Annotated in this window: 14 protein-coding genes; 12 read left to right on the top strand and 2 right to left on the bottom strand. The window is 69.0% G+C overall.

All coding sequences use genetic code 11. The features are described from left to right. The first annotated feature begins 15 nt into the window (after positions 1-15). The gene (locus LC452_RS04195) at positions 16-1,437 is read left to right on the top strand and encodes a nucleobase:cation symporter-2 family protein (RefSeq protein WP_223622770.1); all 1,422 of its coding nucleotides are present in this window, start codon (positions 16-18) and stop codon (positions 1,435-1,437) included. Positions 1,438-1,445: 8 nt separating this feature from the next. Here LC452_RS04195 and LC452_RS04190 read toward each other — a convergent pair whose 3' ends face one another. Beyond that, positions 1,446-2,192: an SDR family oxidoreductase gene (locus tag LC452_RS04190; protein WP_223622769.1), complete on the bottom strand. Its 747-nt coding sequence runs from the start codon at positions 2,190-2,192 to the stop codon at positions 1,446-1,448. Between the two features lie 83 nt (positions 2,193-2,275). Here LC452_RS04190 and aceE point away from each other — a divergent pair, with 83 nt between their 5' ends. Continuing rightward, positions 2,276-5,005 (top strand): pyruvate dehydrogenase (acetyl-transferring), homodimeric type, encoded by a 2,730-nt coding sequence (gene aceE / locus LC452_RS04185; protein WP_223622768.1) that lies wholly within the window; start codon positions 2,276-2,278, stop codon positions 5,003-5,005. 32 nt (positions 5,006-5,037) lie between these two features. Here the strand turns inward: aceE and LC452_RS04180 are convergent, their stop codons facing one another. Further along, positions 5,038-5,805: an IclR family transcriptional regulator gene (locus LC452_RS04180; protein ID WP_223622767.1), complete on the bottom strand. Its 768-nt coding sequence runs from the start codon at positions 5,803-5,805 to the stop codon at positions 5,038-5,040. Between the two features lie 145 nt (positions 5,806-5,950). Between LC452_RS04180 and LC452_RS04175 the strand changes: the two genes are divergently transcribed. From LC452_RS04175 to allB, 10 genes are all read left to right on the top strand, one after another. After that, positions 5,951-7,357 (top strand): NAD-dependent malic enzyme, encoded by a 1,407-nt coding sequence (locus tag LC452_RS04175; protein ID WP_223622766.1) that lies wholly within the window; start codon positions 5,951-5,953, stop codon positions 7,355-7,357. Between the two features lie 5 nt (positions 7,358-7,362). Then, positions 7,363-8,658: an aldolase/citrate lyase family protein gene (locus tag LC452_RS04170; protein WP_223622765.1), complete on the top strand. Its 1,296-nt coding sequence runs from the start codon at positions 7,363-7,365 to the stop codon at positions 8,656-8,658. Continuing rightward, a complete protein-coding gene (locus LC452_RS04165; RefSeq protein WP_223622764.1) occupies positions 8,655-9,482 on the top strand; it encodes a bifunctional allantoicase/(S)-ureidoglycine aminohydrolase in 828 nt (275 codons plus the stop codon). The genes LC452_RS04170 and LC452_RS04165 overlap by 4 nt, the downstream gene beginning before the upstream one ends. A 107-nt stretch (positions 9,483-9,589) precedes the next feature. Next, positions 9,590-10,390: a hydroxypyruvate isomerase family protein gene (locus LC452_RS04160; RefSeq protein ID WP_223622763.1), complete on the top strand. Its 801-nt coding sequence runs from the start codon at positions 9,590-9,592 to the stop codon at positions 10,388-10,390. Then, positions 10,387-11,262, top strand: a complete 876-nt coding sequence (locus LC452_RS04155) for a 2-hydroxy-3-oxopropionate reductase (RefSeq protein WP_223622762.1) — start codon at positions 10,387-10,389, stop codon at positions 11,260-11,262. The genes LC452_RS04160 and LC452_RS04155 overlap by 4 nt, the downstream gene beginning before the upstream one ends. A gap of 43 nt (positions 11,263-11,305) precedes the next feature. After that, positions 11,306-13,093: a glyoxylate carboligase gene (gene gcl / locus LC452_RS04150; protein WP_223622761.1), complete on the top strand. Its 1,788-nt coding sequence runs from the start codon at positions 11,306-11,308 to the stop codon at positions 13,091-13,093. Positions 13,094-13,101: 8 nt separating this feature from the next. Beyond that, positions 13,102-14,226 (top strand): glycerate kinase, encoded by a 1,125-nt coding sequence (locus tag LC452_RS04145; protein ID WP_223622760.1) that lies wholly within the window; start codon positions 13,102-13,104, stop codon positions 14,224-14,226. Between the two features lie 101 nt (positions 14,227-14,327). Further along, complete coding sequence (locus LC452_RS04140) at positions 14,328-15,857, top strand: NCS1 family nucleobase:cation symporter-1 (RefSeq protein WP_223622759.1); 1,530 nt, start codon at positions 14,328-14,330, stop codon at positions 15,855-15,857. Between the two features lie 15 nt (positions 15,858-15,872). Next, positions 15,873-16,598 carry an aspartate/glutamate racemase family protein gene (locus tag LC452_RS04135; protein ID WP_223622758.1) on the top strand — a complete coding sequence of 242 codons (726 nt, stop codon included), beginning with the start codon at positions 15,873-15,875 and terminating at the stop codon, positions 16,596-16,598. Between the two features lie 82 nt (positions 16,599-16,680). Beyond that, positions 16,681-18,069, top strand: a complete 1,389-nt coding sequence (gene allB, locus LC452_RS04130) for an allantoinase AllB (RefSeq protein ID WP_223622757.1) — start codon at positions 16,681-16,683, stop codon at positions 18,067-18,069. Positions 18,070-18,089 lie beyond the last annotated feature (20 nt).

Raw genomic sequence — 18,089 nt, 5'->3', positions numbered from 1 at the left:
CAAGGAGGTCCCCGAATGACTGCATCTCGAAACTCCCAGAAGACCACGGCCGCATCGACCCGGCCCGAAGACGAGCGCCTCGGTGCCGGAACCGCCTTCATGTTCGGGCTCCAGCACGTGCTCACGATGTACGGCGGCATCATCGCGCCGCCGCTCATCATCGGCGCCGCGGCCGGACTCACGTCGGCCGAGGTCGGCGTGCTGGTCGCCGCCTGCCTGTTCATGGGCGGCCTCGCGACGCTGCTGCAGACCCTCGGCATCCCGTTCTTCGGTTCGCAGCTGCCGCTCGTGCAGGGCGTCTCGTTCGCCGGCGTCGCGACCATGCTCGCGATCGTCAATCAGGGCAGCGGCCTCCCCGCCGTGTTCGGCGCGGTGATCGTCGCCTCGCTGATCGGGCTCGTGGTCGCGCCGTTCTTCGCGCACATCGTGCGGTTCTTCCCGCCGGTGGTGACCGGCACGGTCATCACGATGATCGGATTGTCGCTCGTGCCCGTGGCGGCGCGCTGGATCACCGGGGCGGATCCCGAGGCGCCGACCTACGCCGATCCCGTGTTCGTCGGCATCGCGGGATTCACGCTGCTGGTCATCATGGTGCTGAGCAAGCTCGGCAACGCGACCATCTCGCGCCTGTCGATCCTGATCGCCATGGTCGTCGGCACGGTCTTCGCCGCGGTCATCGGCCGGGCGGACTTCTCGAACGTCCTCGACGGTCCGGTCTTCGCGTTCCCGACGCCGTTCGCCTTCGGCGTGCCGACGTTCGACCTGGCCGCGATCGTGTCGATGACGATCGTCGTGCTGGTGATCCTCACCGAGACCACGGCCGACATCATCGCCGTCGCCGAGATCACGGGCTCGAAGGTCGACCGCAAGCGGATCGCCGCGGGCCTGCGCGCCGACATGGTGTCGAGCGCGATCTCGCCGATCTTCAACTCGTTCACGCAGAGCGCGTTCGCGCAGAACGTCGGACTCGTGGCCGTGACGAAGATCAAGAGCCGCTACGCGGTGGCGGCCGGCGGGGTCATCCTCATCATCCTCGGACTGACGCCGATCCTCGGCCGGGTCGTCGCGGCCGTGCCCACCGCCGTCCTCGGTGGCGCGGGCCTCGTGCTGTTCGGCACCGTCACCGCCAGCGGCATCCGCACGCTCTCCAAGGTGAAGTACGACGGCAACATGAACCTCATCATCGTCGCCGCCTCGCTGTCGTTCGGCGTGCTGCCCGAGGTCAACCACGACATCTACATGAACTTCCCGACGTGGTTCCAGGTCATCTTCGGCTCGGGCATCAGCTCGGCCGCGATCATGGCGATCGTGCTGAACCTCGTGTTCAACCACTTCACGAAGGGCACTCCTGAGGACCCCTCGGTGTTCGCGGCGAGCCCCGTGCGAGCCGTGAAGACCGACGTCATCCGAACGCTGCGCGGCGGATCGAGGCGCTGACGGCTGTGTCAGCCCCGGGCCCCGAACGGCATGCCGGATGCCGCGACCGTCAGCGTCGAGACGTTCGCCTCGGCGGGCAGCTGCGCCATGAAGAGCACGGCGCGCGCGGCATCCGCCACGTCGAAGGTCGGCTCCACCCGGCGCGATCCGTCGGGCTGCAGAGCTCCGGAGCCGACGCCCAGATCGGTCATGATCGACGTGCGGGCGTTGCCGATGTCGATCTGGCCGCACGAGATGCCGTGGGCGCGACCGTCGAGGTCGATCGACTTCGTCAGCCCGCTGATCGCGTGCTTGCTCACTGTGTAGGCCACCGAGAGGGGCCGCGGCACGTGCGCCGAGATCGATCCGTTGTTGATGATGCGGCCGCCCGACGGCTGCTGCGCGATCATCGCGCGCATCGCGGCGCCCGCGCACAGCAGCGACCCGGTGACGTTCACGTCGAGCGTCTTCTGCCAGTCGGCGAGCGAGATCTCCGCCGCGGATGCCGTCGGGCCGAAGACGCCGGCGTTGTTGAACAGCACGTCCACGCGGCCCCACTCGGCCACGGTGCGCGCGAACAGCGCCTCGACCTCGGCCTGCACCGTGACGTCGGTGGGCACGACGATCGCGTCGGGGTGGCCGTCGGCCGTCTCGTGCAGGGCGTCCTCCCGACGTCCGGCGAGCGCCACCCGGAAGCCCGCCTCGAGCAGGGCGCGGGCCACCGCGCGGCCGATACCCGAACCTGCACCTGTCACGACGGCTGTGCGTCCGCTCATGCCGACACCTCCCGAATCTGATCCGCTGCCCACTCCGCTTGCCGGTGAGGCAGACCCCTCCATCTAACAAGAAAGGCCGTACCGTGACCGACAATCGCGCCTCCGCCGTCACTTCCGCCGACCTCGACACCACCGACCTCGACACCGACCTCGATCCCGAGGAGACCGCCGAGTGGCTCGAATCCCTCGACGCGCTCATCAGCGAGCGCGGCACCGATCGCGGCGCGCACATCGTGCGGACCCTCGTCGATCGCGCAGGACTGCGCACCGAGGCGATCACGACCGACTACGTGAACACGATCGATGCCGCCGACGAGCCGGAGTACCCCGGTGACGAGGAGCTGGAGCGGCGCTATCGCGCCTGGATGCGCTGGAACGCGGCGGTCATGGTGCACCGCGCTCAGCGTCCGGGCATCGGCGTCGGCGGTCACATCTCGACCTACGCCGGGGCGGCGACGCTGTACGAGGTCGGCTTCAACCACTTCTTCCGCGGCAGGGACCACGAGGGCGGCGGCGACCAGATCTACTTCCAGGGGCACGCCTCTCCCGGGATCTACGCCCGCGCTTTCCTCGAGGGTCGTCTGAGCGAGGAGGTCCTCGACGGCTTCCGCCAGGAGAAGTCGCGCGAGGGGCACGCGCTGTCGTCGTACCCGCATCCGCGGCTGATGCCGGAGTTCTGGGAGTTCCCGACGGTGTCGATGGGCATCGGCCCGATGAACGCGATCTACCAGGCGCAGTCCAACCGCTACCTGCAGGGTCGCGGCCTCAAGGACACCTCGCAGCAGCACGTCTGGGCATTCCTGGGCGACGGCGAGATGGACGAGCCGGAGTCGCGCGGGCTCCTGCAGCTCGCCGCGAACGAGGGCCTCGACAACCTCACCTTCGTCGTCAACTGCAACCTGCAGCGTCTGGACGGACCCGTCCGAGGCAACGGCAAGATCATCCAGGAGCTGGAGGGGTTCTTCCGCGGTGCGGGCTGGAACGTGATCAAGGTGATCTGGGGCCGGGAGTGGGATGGCCTGCTGGCACACGATCAGGACGGCGCGCTCGTCGACATCATGAACACCACGGTCGACGGCGACTACCAGACGTACAAGGCAGAATCCGGCGCCTTCATCCGGGAGAACTTCTTCGGACGCGACCCTCGGGCGCGCGCGCTGGTCGACGGCCTCACCGACGACGACATCTGGCACCTCCGGCGCGGCGGCCACGACTACCGCAAGGTGTTCGCGGCGTACGAGCAGGCGCTCGCGCACAACGGCAAGCCCACGGTGATCCTGGTCAAGACCGTGAAGGGCTACGGGCTGGGGCAGCGCTTCGAGGCCCGCAACGCGACGCACCAGATGAAGAAGCTGACGCTGCAGGACCTCAAGGACTTCCGCGACCACCTCCGGGTGCCGATCTCGGACGCGCAGCTCGAGGCCGACCCGTACCTGCCGCCGTACTACCACCCGGGTGCGGACGCCCCGGAGATCGCGTACCTGCACGAGCGTCGCCGCGCGCTCGGCGGCTTCGTGCCCGAGCGTCGGTCGCAGCACGAGGCGATCACGCTGCCCGACCCGAAGGCGTACGAGGTCGCGGCCCGCGGTTCGGGCAAGCAGCAGGCGGCGACGACGATGGCGTTCGTCCGCGTGCTGAAGGACCTCATGCGCGACCCGGAGTTCGGCAAGCGGATCGTGCCGATCATCCCCGACGAGGCCCGCACGTTCGGCATGGACGCGTTCTTCCCCACGGCGAAGATCTACAACCCGAACGGTCAGAACTACCTCGCGGTCGACCGCGACATCGTGCTGTCGTACAAGGAGTCGACGTCGGGGCAGATCGTGCACGTCGGAATCAACGAGGCCGGATCCATCGCGGCGTTCACGGCTGCGGGTACGGCTTATGCCACGCACGGCGTGCCCCTGATCCCGGTGTACGTCTTCTACTCGATGTTCGGATTCCAGCGCACCGGCGACTCGCTGTGGGCGGCGGCCGACCAGATGACCCGGGGGTTCCTGATCTCGGCCACCGCGGGACGCACCACGCTGACCGGAGAAGGGCTGCAGCACGCCGACGGCCACTCGCCGCTGCTCGCCGCGACCAACCCGGCCGTGGTCACGTACGACCCCGCGTTCGGGTACGAGATCGGCCACATCATGCGCGCCGGCATCGAGCGGATGTACGGACCGGACTCGTCGGACCGCGATCACATCTACAACCTCATGGTCTACAACGAGCCGATCGTGCAGCCGGCCGAGCCCGAAGGAGCCGATGTCGAGGGCATCCTCGGTGGCATCCACCGCATCGCGCCCGCCACGGGGGAGGGACCGCGTGCCCAGCTGCTCGCCTCGGGCATCGGCGTCACGTGGGCGCTCGAGGCACAGGAGCTCCTCGCCGCCGACTGGGGCGTCGCGGCCGACGTGTGGTCGGTCACCTCATGGACCGAGCTGCGCCGCGACGCGGTCGCCGCCGAGGAGGAGGCGTTCCTGCACCCCGAGCGCGGCATCCGCACCCCGTTCGTGCAGAGCCAGCTCGCCGGCGCCGAGGGACCGATCGTCGCCGTCAGCGATTACGCCAAAGATCTGCCCGACCAGATCCGCCAGTTCGTGCCGAACGACTGGGCGACGCTCGGCGCCGACGGCTTCGGGTTCTCGGACACGCGGGCCGCTGCGCGACGCTTCTTCAAGATCGACGGTGCGTCGATCGTGGTGCGGATGCTGCAGCTGCTCGCCGCGCGCGGGGAGGTGGATGCCGCCGCGCCCGCGCAGGCGGCGGAGCGCTACCGGCTGTCCGACGTGAACGCCGGCACCAGCGGATCGGACGCGGAGTAATCGCGGCCGGGTGGGCGGGTGCCGACGTGCTGTCAGACGGAGAGCTCGGCGCTGATGGCCTCGGCCGCCCGGCGCAGCATCGGCACCGCTCGCCCGCCGAAGGCCTCGTCGACGCGGGAGATCGGACCCGACACCGACACGGCGGTCGGGGTCGGCGCGTCGGGCACGGCCATCGAGAAGCAGCGGACGCCGATCTCCTGCTCCTGGTCGTCGATCGCGTAGCCGCGTTCGCGGATGCGATCGAGCTCGGCCAGCAGGTCGTCGATCGTGCCGAGGCTGTACTCGGTGGGCGTCGGCATGCCGGCCCGGCTGACGATGCCGCGCACGGTCTCGTCGGAGAGCTGGGCCAGGATCGCCTTGCCGACGCCGGTGTCGTGCAGGTTCGCGCGGCGGCCGACCTCGGTGAACATGCGCATGGAGTGCAGCGACGGCACCTGTGCGACGTAGACGACCATGTCGCCGTCGAGCACCGCCATGTTGGCGCTCTCGCCGAGGTCATCGACCAGGCGCTTGAGCTGCGGACGCGCGAGGGCGCCGAACTGGCGCGAGGCGCCTTCGCCGATGCGGATGAGCTTCGGTCCGAGCGCGTAGCGGCGGTTGGGCAGCTGTCGCGCGTATCCGAGCGAGACGAGCGTGCGCAGCAGCCGGTGGATCGTGGGCAGCGGCAGATCGGTCGATGCGGCGAGTTCGCTGAGCGTCACGTCGCCGCCGGCGTCGGTCACCAGCTCGATGAGCTCGAAGACGCGTTCCACCGACTGCACGCCGGATCCGGCGCTCTTCGCGGGCTTGGTATCGGTCATCGGATCCTCCGTCGGGGTCTGGTTCATTCCATCATGCGAGAGAGGCATGTCGAAACAGACGCGCACAAACATTACCTGCGCTTGCCACAAAGTTCCATAAAGTAGATAATAGAATCCACGATACGAAAACATAGACGGAGGAAACATGGCGAATCCGGGACCCGGGAACTCCATCACGCTGCGGATCGATGCTCCCTCGAACTTCAGCGTCACCAGCGAGCTCGCTGCGGCGGCGGCCGAAGCGGGGGCGGCGGTCACGGCGCTCGACGTCGTCGAGTCGCACCCGAAGACGATCGTCGTCGACCTGACCTGCAACACCACGGGTGAGGAGCACGCCGAGCGCGTGCGCGAGGCGATCGACGCGCTCGAGGGCGTCACGGTGCGCCTCGTCAGCGACCGCACCTTCCTGATGCACCTCGGCGGCAAGCTCGAGGTCGTCCCGCGGGTTCCGCTGCGCAACCGCGACGACCTGTCCCGTGCGTACACGCCGGGCGTCGCCCGCGTCTGCATGGCGATCGCCGAAGACAAGAGCAAGGCGCGCCAGCTCACGGTCAAGCGCAACGCGATCGCCGTCGTCACCGACGGCACCGCCGTGCTCGGCCTCGGCGACATCGGACCAGAGGCCGCGCTTCCGGTCATGGAGGGCAAGGCCGCACTGTTCAAGCAGTTCGCGAACGTCGACGCCTGGCCGGTCTGCCTCGACACCAAGGACACCGAGGAGATCATCTCGATCGTCAAGGCCATCGCCCCGGTCTACGGCGGCGTGAACCTCGAAGACATCGCGGCGCCGCGCTGCTTCGAGATCGAGGCCCGTCTGCGCGAAGAGCTCGACATCCCCGTCTTCCACGACGACCAGCACGGCACTGCCATCGTGACCCTCGCGGCACTCGGCAACGCCCTCAAGGTCGTGGGCAAGAAGATCGGAGACGTGCGCATCGTCGTCTCCGGCGTCGGCGCCGCCGGCAACGCGATCGTGCAGCTGCTGCTCGCCGAGGGCGCTCGTGACATCGTCGCCTGCGGCCGGGACGGCGCCATCCACTCGGGGGCGGAGTACACCGACGCGCACCGCACCGAGATCGCGGCGACCACCAACCCGCGCGGGTTCCAGGGCACGCTGAAGGAGGCCATGGTCGATGCCGACGTGTTCATCGGGGTGAGCGCTCCGAACATCCTCGGCGAGGACGACATCGCCGCGATGGCGGACGACGCGATCGTGTTCGCGATGGCGAACCCGACCCCCGAGGTCGACCCGATCATCGCGTCGAAGCACGCCGCGGTCGTGGCGACCGGTCGCAGCGACTTCCCGAACCAGATCAACAACGTGCTGGCGTTCCCGGGCGTCTTCCGCGGGCTGCTCGACGCGGGCGTGTCCGACATCACCGCGCCTATGCTGGTCGCAGCCGCCGAGGCGATCGCTTCGCGCGTGGGAGACGACGAACTCAATGCGAGCTTCATCATCCCCAGCGTGTTCGATCCGCTGGTGGCCGGCGCGGTGGCCGAGGCGATCGTCCGCGTCGCCTCATCCGCTTCGTCCGCCTCGAGCAAGGAGTGAGCACCGTGGCCGCCAGTGTCGATCCGCGCACCTCGACCCTGGGCGACGACGACTTCGCCGACATCGACACCCGGCTCTCCGCGACCGACACTCTGCTCGCGACCTCCTATCCGGGCGATGACGGCAGCCGGCAGCCGGTGCACACGCTCTACGTGCCCGCCGACCGGTTCACCCCCGATCTGGCGGCACGTTTCGGCGCGGAGGCGGCAGGGGCCGTCTCCGCGTTCGGCGGCATCGCGGCGCTGGCGGATGCCGTGGGCCTCGGCGACCTCGCCGCCGAACTCGCGCCGCTCGTCAATGCCAAGCTGCAGCGCGAGCCGATCGAAGACCTCCGCCTGGACTTCGAAGACGGCTACGGCGCCCGGCCGGATGCCGAGGAGGATGCCGATGCGATCCTCGCCGCGGAGCGCGTGGCCGAGGCCGTGGCCGCAGGCACCGCGCCGCCGTTCATCGGCATCCGCTTCAAGTGCTTCGAGGCGCCGACGCGTCGCCGCGGCATCCGCACCCTCGATCTGTTCCTGACGGCCCTGGCGGCCGCGGGACCTCTGCCGGCCGGGCTCGTGCTGACGCTGCCCAAGGTGACCACGGTCGCGCAGGTCGAGGCGATGGTCGTGCTCTGCGAGCGTTTCGAGGAGCGGCTGGGTCTCGCGCCCGGACGCCTGCGCTTCGAGGTGCAGATGGAGACGCCGCAGCTGATCATCGCCGCCGACGGTTCGGTGCCGGTCGCGACGCTGCTGCACCGCGCGAAGGGACGGGTCACGGCGCTGCACTACGGCACCTACGACTACAGCGCCTCGCTGCAGATCGCTGCGGCGCACCAGTCGATGGAGCATCCGGCCGCCGACTACGCGAAGCAGGTGATGCAGGTCGCGGTCGCCGAGACCGGCGTGCGTCTGTCCGACGGATCCACCAACGTCATCCCGGTCGGCGACGCCGATCACGTCCGCAGCGCCTGGCAGCTGCACGCCCGTCTGGTGCGGCGCTCGCTCGAGCGCGGCTACTACCAGGGGTGGGATCTGCACGCCGCCCAGCTGCCGACCCGCTACCTCGCCACGTATGCGTTCTACCGCGAGGGCTTCGCGGCCGCCGCGCGCCGTCTCGACAACTACCTGCACGGCAGCGACGCGACGATCATGGACGAGCCGGCCACTGCGCGGGCCCTCGCGCGCTTCGTCGTGCGCGGCCTGGAATGCGGCGCCGTCACCGAGGCGGAGGTGCGGGATGCCGCTGCCGCCGCACCCGCGGAGCTGATCCGGCTCGCGCATCCGAAGCTCGCCGTATCCGAGGAGGAGACCTCATGAGCACCCCCGAACGCACCTACTACACGCCCGCCGGTGGTCTTCCCGGTCAGTCGGCGCTGCTCACCGACCGCGCGGTCGTGAAGCTCGCGTACACCGTCATCCCGAAGGGCGTGCTGCGCGACATCGTCACCAGCACCCTGCCCGGCTTCACGAACACACGCGCCTGGATCATCGCCCGGCCGACGCCGAGCTCGGCCACGACGTTCTCGCAGCTGATCGTCGAGATCGCTCCCGGAGGCGGTGCCCCGAAGCCCGAGGTCGAGGCCGGGGTCGAGGGCGTGGTCTTCGTCACGACAGGGTCGCTCACGCTGAACCTCGAGGGCGAGCGGCACGTGCTCGAGGAGGGCGGCTACGCCTTCCTCGCACCGGGTGCCACCTGGTCGCTCGCCAACGAGGGCGACGAGATCACGAGCTTCCACTGGATCCGCAAGGCGTACGAGTGGCTCGACGGCGTCGACGCCCCGGCATCCTTCGTCACCAGCGACAAGGACATCGAGCCGACGTCCATGCCCGACACCGACGACGTCTGGGCGACCACCCGGTTCTCCGACGCGAGCGACGTCGCGCACGACATGCAGGTGAACATCGTCACGTTCAAGCCCGGCGGCACGATCCCGTTCGCCGAGACCCACGTGATGGAGCACGGTCTGTTCGTGCTGCAGGGCAAGGCGGTCTACCGGCTCAACGACGACTGGGTCGAGGTCGAGGCCGGCGACTACATGCTGCTGCGCGCCTTCTGCCCGCAGGCCTGCTATGCCGGCGGCCCGGAGGACTTCCGCTACCTGCTGTACAAGGACATGAACCGGCAGATCCGGCTCACCTGACGCCGGGCGAACCCCGTGGGGATGCCGTTGACATCCCCGCGGAGTTCGGCGTACTCTTTTCACTAGTAGAAACTTTACTTCCACGATCCGAAATCAAGGATGAACCCATGAGTTACACCGTGAACGCCTCGATCCTGCTGACCGAGCTGCCGACCCTGGAGCGCCCCGCCGCGGCCAAGGCCGCCGGCTTCGACGCCGTGGAGTTCTGGTGGCCGTTCGCCTCGGCCGTCCCCGCGCAGCAGGAGGTCGATGAGTTCGTCTCCGCGATCCAGGACGCCGGCGTGCAGCTGACCGGCCTCAACTTCTTCGCCGGCGACATGCCTGCGGGTGACCGGGGTCTCGTCTCCTGGATCGGTCGCGAGGACGAGTTCCGGGCCAACGTCGACGTCGTCGTCGGCATCGGCGAGCGTCTCGGCACGAAGGCCTTCAACGCCCTCTACGGCAACCGCATCGAGGGTGCAGACGCACAGGCGCAGGACGACCTCGCGGTGCAGAACCTCGCGATCGCCGGGTCTGCCGTGGCGAAGATCGGCGGCATCGTGCTGCTCGAGCCGGTCTCGGGCATGGACGCGTACCCGCTCAAGACCGCCGCCGACGCGCTGGCGATCATCGCCCGCGTGCGCGACGAGCACGGCGTCGACAACATCCGACTGCTGGCCGACTTCTACCACCTGGCCGTCAACGGCGACGACGTCGCGGCGGTCATCGCCGGGCACGCCGGCGAGTTCGGCCACATCCAGATCGCCGACGCCCCCGGTCGCGGCGAGCCCGGCACCGGCGACCTGCCGCTGACCGAGTGGCTCGACGCCGCCCGCGCCGGCGGATACACCGGAGTCATCGGCCTCGAGTACAAGGCCACCCAGGCGGACGCGTTCGCCTGGCTCACCCGCGAAGGAGCGAACTCATGACCAGCATCGCCATCATCGGCCTCGGCATCATGGGCCTCCCCATGGCCAAGAACCTCGTCAAGGCCGGCTACGAGGTGGCCGGGTTCAACCGCAGCCAGGAGCCCATCGACGCCCTCGTCGAGGCCGGAGGCGCGGGAGCGACCAGCATCGCGGATGCCGTGAAGGACGCCGACGTCATCATCACCATGGTCCCGGATTCGCCCGACGTCGAAGGTGTCGTGCGCGGCGACGACGGCGTCTTCGCGAACGCCAAGGCCGGCGCGCTGTGGATCGACAACTCCTCGATCCGCCCCGACGTCGCCAAGACCCTCGCCGAAGAAGCGGTCGCCGCCGGCTTCGGTGCGGTCGACGCCCCGGTCTCCGGCGGCGAGCAGGGCGCGATCGACGGTGCGCTGTCGATCATGGTCGGCGGATCGCCCGAGCACTTCGCGGCCGCCGAACCCGTCCTGAACGCGATCGGCAAGACCATCGTGCACGTCGGACCCGCCGGCGCCGGCCAGACCGTCAAGGCGGCCAACCAGCTCATCGTCGCCGTGAACATCCAGGCGCTCAGTGAGGCCGTCGTCTTCCTCGAGGCGTTCGGCGTCGACACCGACGCGGCGCTCAAGGTGCTCGGCGGCGGACTCGCCGGCTCCAAGGTCCTCGACCAAAAGGGGCAGAAGATGCTCGACCGCGACTTCGCCCCCGGCTTCCGTCTCGCCCTCCACAACAAGGACCTGGGCATCGTCACCTCCGCCGCCCGCTCCGTCGGGGTCACCATCCCGCTCGGTGCCGCCGTCGCACAGCTCGTGAACGCTCTCGTCGCCCGCGGCGACGGTGCGCTCGACCACTCCGGGCTCTTCACCCTCACCAACGAACTCTCCGGCCGCTGACGCGTTCCGCTCGCTCAACGACCGAAAGATTAAGGACACTCTCATGACTCGAATGCGTGCCGTCGACGCGATCGTCCAGATCCTGGTGAAGGAGGGCGCCACCGAGGCGTTCGGCCTCCCGGGTGCCGCGATCAACCCGTTCTACGCCGCGATGCGCTCCCACGGCGGCATCCGGCACACCCTCGCTCGCCACGTCGAGGGCGCCTCGCACATGGCCGACGGCTACAGTCGCACCGGCGACGGCCGCATCGGCATCTGCGTCGGCACGTCCGGCCCCGCCGGCACCGACATGATCACCGGGCTCTACGCGGCGATCGCCGACTCGATCCCGATGCTGTGCATCACCGGGCAGGCGCCGGTGGCGAAGCTCGACAAGGAGGACTTCCAGGCCGTCGACATCGCGTCCATCGCGAAGCCGGTGACGAAGTTCGCCAAGACCGTGCTGGAGGCCGCCCAGGTTCCCGGCGCCTTCCAGGTGGCGTTCCAGATCATGCGCTCCGGCCGCCCCGGCCCGGTGCTGATCGATCTGCCCTTCGACGTGCAGATGGGCGAGATCGAGTTCGACATCGACACCTACGAGCCGCTGCCCGTCGCGAAGCCGACGGCCACCCGCGCGCAGGCCGAGAAGGTGCTCGACATGCTGACGGCATCCGCGCACCCGCTGATCGTCGCCGGTGGCGGCATCGTCAACTCGGGCGCCTCCGAGAAGCTCGTCGAGCTGGCCGAGACGCTGGGTGTGCCCGTGGTCCCGACCCTCATGGGCTGGGGCGCGATCGCCGACGACCACCCGCTCGCCGCGGGTCTCGTCGGCATCCAGACCTCGCAGCGCTACGGCAACGCGAGCTTCCTCGAATCGGACTTCGTGCTCGGCATCGGCAACCGCTGGGCGAACCGCCACACCGGCGGCCTCGACACGTACCGCAAGGGCCGCACCTTCGTGCACGTCGACATCGAGCCCACCCAGATCGGTCGCGTGTTCGCGCCCGATTACGGTGTGGTCTCCGACGCCGGCGCTTTCATCGACGCCCTGCTCGACGCGGCCCGCGATCGCGTCGAGGCCCTGCCCGACTACCTGGGCTGGGCAGAGGACTGCCGAGGCCGCAAGGCGAAGCTGCAGCGCAAGACGAACTTCGACAACGTGCCGATGAAGCCGCACCGCGTCTACCAGGAGATGCTGTCGGCCTTCGGCCACGACACCACCTACGTCACCACCATCGGCCTGTCGCAGATCGCCGGTGCGCAGCTGCTGCACGTCTACGGCCCGCGCCAGTGGATCAACGCCGGCCAGGCCGGACCCCTCGGCTGGACGCTGCCCGCCGCCCTCGGCGTCGTGCGCGGCAAGCCGGATCAGCCGGTCGTGGCGCTGAGCGGCGACTACGACTTCCAGTTCATGATCGAGGAGCTCGCGGTCGGCGCGCAGCACAAGCTGCCGTACATCCACGTCGTCGTGAACAACAGCTACCTCGGGCTCATCCGCCAGTCGCAGCGCCCGTTCGAGATGGACTACGAGGTGTCTCTCGCGTTCGACAACATCAACACTCCGCAGGACTCGTCGAGCGTGGCCGTCGGCTACGGCGTCGATCACGTGAAGGTGGCCGAAGGACTCGGGTGCAAGGCGGTCCGCGTGGAGCGTCCGGAAGATCTCGCCGCCGGCTTCGCCGAGGCGGAGCGTCTGAAGGCCGAGTACCAGGTGCCGGTCGTCGTCGAGGTGATCCTCGAGCGGGTCACGAACATCGCGATGGGCGCCGACCTCGACACGATGAACGAGTTCGAAGACCTCGCGACGTCGCCCGCCGACGCTCCCGAGGCCGTCTACGCACTGCTCGACTGACCCGTCGCATGCGCATCCTCATCGCCTCGGACAAGTTCAAGGGCTCGGCGACCGGGGCCGAGGTGGCGGAAGCGCTCGCTCTCGGCATCCGCGGAGTGATCCCGGATGCCGAGATCGAGGCGGTCCCCGTCGCCGATGGCGGGGAGGGCACGGTCGAGGCCGCTCTCGCGAGCGGTTTCGATGCGGTCGACGCCCGGGTGACCGGGCCGACAGGGGGGATCGTGTCGGCCCGGTTCGCCGCACGCGGCGCCGAGGCGATCATCGAGATGGCCGCGGCGAGCGGTCTCGATCTGCTGCCGGGCGGGGTGAAGGCCCCGCTCACCGCGACGAGCCGAGGGACCGGCGAGCTGATCGCCGCGGCCCTCGATCGCGGGTGCACGACGATCGTGCTGGGCGTGGGAGGAAGCGCCAGCACGGACGCCGGAGCGGGGATGCTGCAGGCGCTGGGCGTCTCGCTGCGCACCGCCGACGGGGTCGTGCCGCCCGGCGGTGCGGCGCTCGCCGACCTGATCTCCGTCGATGTGACGGGCCTCGACCCGCGCATCGCCGACGCCACGATCGTGCTCGCCAGCGACGTCGACAATCCTCTTCTGGGAGACCGGGGGGCCGCTGCGGTGTTCGCACCGCAGAAGGGGGCGAGCGCCGACGATGTCGCCGCCCTCGAGGCGGGCCTCTCCCGCTTCGCCTCACTGCTCGAGGCGCAGGTGAGGGTGCGCCCGTCGGTGGACCTCCCCGGAGCGGGCGCCGCCGGGGGAGTGGGCTACGCTGCGCTGGCCGTGCTCGGCGCGCGCCGGGCTCCCGGTGTCGAGGTCATCCAGGACCTCACCGGACTGGGAGTGCGCATCGCCGCTGCCGACCTCGTCATCACGGGGGAGGGCAGCCTCGACGATCAGAGCCTCGGCGGCAAGACGCCGCTCGGCGTCGCGGCCGCGGCGCGAGCCGCGGGGGTGCCGGTCGTGGCTGTGTGCGGGCGATCGACGCTCGATGACCAGGAGATCTCCGCGGCGGGATTCCTGCGCGTGCACGCCCTGAGCGCGCTCGAACCCGACCCCGCCGTGAGCATGGCGCAGGCCCGCCGGCTGCTGGTGACGGTGGGCGAGCGGATCGCGTCAGAGCTCGTCGCGATCCATTGACAGCGACTTCCCGATGTGATGAACTCTCTCTACATCTGAAATTAAACTTCCACCCTCCGGAATTACCTACCAATCGACGATGTCGTCATGGAAAGGCACCGATGTCCACCGAAGAGTACGTCCACATCCCGAGCCGCGGCTCCGAAGGCCTCGACGAAGCACCGTCCGCCGTCTTCGCCGTGCAGGCCGGCATCAGCCCGCGTCTGTACAACAACGACCTCGCACCGACGACCCGCGAAGGCCGGAAGTGGAGCTCGTACAGCATCTTCGCTCTCTGGGCGAACGACGTGCACAGCCTCGGCAACTACGTGTGGGCGATCGGCCTCTTCTCGCTCGGCATGAGCGGCGGGGCGATCCTCGGCTCCCTCGCCTTCGGCGCCCTCTTCCTCTTCCTCCTGCTGACCCTCTCCGGCTTCATGGGCGAGAAGACCGGCGTGCCCTTCCCGGTGATGAGCCGCATCAGCTTCGGCATCCACGGTGCGCAGATCCCGGCCCTGCTCCGCGGCGGCGTCGCGATCGCCTGGTTCGGCATCCAGACCTACCTCGCCTCGCAGGTGCTGCAGGTCGTCGTGATCGCCCTGATCCCCGGGGCGACCTCCCTGCAGGAGGGATCGTTCCTCGGCCTCTCGGCGCTCGGCTGGATCACCTTCCTCGTCCTCTGGGTGGTGCAGTCGATCATCGTCAGCTACGGCATGGAGATGATCCGCAAGTACGAGGCCTTCGCCGGCCCGGTCATCCTCGCCACCTTCGTCGCCCTCGCCGTGTGGGTGCTCGTGCAGGCCGACTTCCAGATCTCCTGGTCGAACGACGAGCCGCTCACCGGCGGCGACCTGTGGCTGCACATGCTCGGAGGAGCATCCGCCTGGGTCGCGATCTACGGCACCTTCGTGCTGAACTTCTGCGACTTCACCCGCGGTGCGCAGTCGAAGAAGGCGATCATCAAGGGCAACTTCTGGGGCATCCCGATCAACATGCTGTTCTTCGGCTGCATCGTCGTCGTCCTCGCGGGCGGCTCGTTCACCGTCAACGGCCAGGCCATCACGTCGCCTGCCGACGTGGTCGCCGCCATCCCGAACACGCTGCTCCTGGTGCTGGCATCGCTCGCCCTGATCGTGCTGACGATCGCGGTGAACCTGATGGCGAACTTCGTGGCACCGACCTACGCGCTCACGAACCTCTTCCCGAAGCGCCTGAACTTCCGCAAGGCGGCTCTGCTCTCGGCCGTCATCGGACTCGTCATCCTGCCGTGGAACCTGTACAACTCCCCGGTCGTCATCGGGATCTTCCTGAACGGCCTCGGCGCGCTGCTCGGTCCGCTGTTCGGCATCATCATGGTCGACTACTGGCTGCTCCGGAAGCAGCAGGTCAACATCCCCGACCTCTACTCCGAGCACGTCACCGGCGAGTACTACTACCGCCGCGGATTCAACCCGCGGGCGATCATCTCGCTGATCATCTCGGGCGCGATAGCGCTGCTGCTCACCTTCGTGCCCGCGTTCCAGGTGGTGAGCCAGTTCTCCTGGTTCCTCGCCGCGGGCCTCGGAGCCATCGTCTACGCCGTGCTCGCCGACCGGCGCCGCGCATTCCACGACGTGCCGGCCGGCGACATCGCCGTCACCCCGGCCCACTGAGCGGAGGGAACGATCATGCGCATCCTCGTCGCGAACGTCAACACGACGCAGACCATGACCGACGGCATCGCCGAGGCCGCCCGTTCCGTGGCATCGCCCGGTACCAAGATCATCGGCCTCACACCCGACTTCGGCGCGGACTCCTGCGAAGGCAACTTCGAGAGCTATCTCGCCGCGATCGCGGTCATGGACAAGGTGATGCGGTACGAGGGCGAGTACGACGCCGTCATCCAGGCGGGGTACGGCGAGCACGGCCGGGAGGGTCTGCAGGAGCTGCTGACCGTTCCGGTCGTCGACATCACGGATGCCGCAGCCTCCACGGCCATGTACCTCGGGCGGTCCTATTCGGTGGTCACCACGCTCGACCGCACGGTGCCGCTCATCGAGGACCGGCTGATCCTCGCGGGTCTGCACGATCGCTGCGCCTCCGTGCGCTCGTCGGGGCTCGGCGTGCTCGAGCTCGAGTCCGACCCGGAGCGGGCGATCGAGGCCATCGCCGCCGAGGCCAAGCGCGCCGTCGATCAGGACAGGGCCGAGGTCATCGTGCTCGGCTGCGGCGGCATGGCCGAACTGAAGGACCGCGTCGTCGAGCTGTGCGGAGTCCCCGTCGTCGACGGGGTGCAGGCGGCCGTCGCGGTCGCCGAGAGCCTGGTCCGCCTGGGCCTGACGACCTCGAAGGTGCGCACCTACGCGCCGCCGCGGCGGAAGAAGATCACCGGTTTCCCGATCGTGGCGCGCTGAGCGCACACGTTCGGATCCAAAAGAAAGACAATCGAAGACAGCAGTGAACGTCGGCGCATCGCCGGCAGAGGGGCAAGGCGACATGTCGCAGGAGACCGAACAGCACGCCGGAGCATCGTCCGACCCGACGGGCGAGCACTACGACCTCGTCATCCGAGGTCAGCGGGTGCTGACCTCGGCGGGCGTGAGCCCTCGCGAGGTGGGAGTGCGCGGGGGCGTCATCGTCGCGATGCAGCCGCTCGGCAACAACCTCGCAGGTGACGAGATCATCGACCTCGCCGACGACGAGACCCTCATCCCCGGACTCGTCGACACCCACGTGCATGTCAACGAGCCCGGCCGCACGGAGTGGGAGGGCTTCTCGTCCGCGACGAAGGCAGCGGCAGCCGGTGGCGTGACGACGATCGTCGACATGCCGCTGAACAGCATCCCGCCGACCATCGACGTCGATGCCCTCAACATCAAGCGCGATGTCGCGCGTGACCAGGTGCACGTCGACGTGGGCTTCTGGGGCGGAGCGGTTCCCGGCAACACCGAGAGCCTGCGCGCCCTCCACGACGCGGGGGTCTTCGGGTTCAAGTGCTTCCTGCTGCACTCCGGCGTCGACGAGTTCCCGCCGCTCGACGCCGACGAGATGGAGAAGGACATGCGCGAGCTCGCATCCTTCGACTCCGTCATGATCGTGCACGCCGAGGACTCGCGGGCGATCGATCGGGCCCCGTCGCCCGAGGGCGACGACTACGGCAAATTCCTGGCGTCGCGTCCCCGTGGCGCCGAGAACCTCGCGATCGCCGAGGTGATCGAGCGCGCGCGCTGGACGGGCGCCCGCGCGCACATCCTGCACCTGTCGTCGTCGGATGCTCTGGCGATGATCCGCAGCGCGAAGCACGACGGCCTGAAGCTCACGGTCGAGACCTGCCCGCACTACCTCACCCTCACCGCGGAGGAGATCCCGCTCGGCGCGACGCAGTTCAAGTGCTGCCCGCCCATCCGCGAGGCGGGCAACCGGGAGCTGCTCTGGGAGGGGCTCGAAGACGGCACGATCGACTTCATCGTCTCGGATCACTCGCCCTCGACGCTCGATCTCAAGGATCTCGAGAACGGCGATTTCGCGGTGGCGTGGGGCGGTGTCGCGTCGCTGCAGCTCGGCCTCTCGCTGATCTGGACCGAGGCCCGGCAGCGCGGCCTGACGCTCGAGACCGTGGTGTCGTGGATGAGCGAGCGTCCTGCGCAGTTCGCCGGCCTCACCGGCAAGGGGCGCATCGCCCCCGGCTACGACGCCGACTTCTCGATCTTCGCCGCCGACGACGCCTATGTCGTCGACGTGACCAAGCTGCACCACAAGAACCCGCTCACGCCGTACCACGGCAAGCCGCTGGCCGGGGTGGTGCGCAAGACCTGGCTGCACGGCGAGGTGATCGACTTCCAGACGCCGCGCGGGCGGCTGCTGCGTCGCGGCATGACCGATTGACGTGTGATCTTCGCCGGGAG

It is taken from the genome of Microbacterium sp. EST19A (assembly GCF_019969685.1).
GTDB lineage: Bacteria > Actinomycetota > Actinomycetes > Actinomycetales > Microbacteriaceae > Microbacterium.
This window is presented reverse-complemented; position numbering and strand designations above follow the sequence as displayed.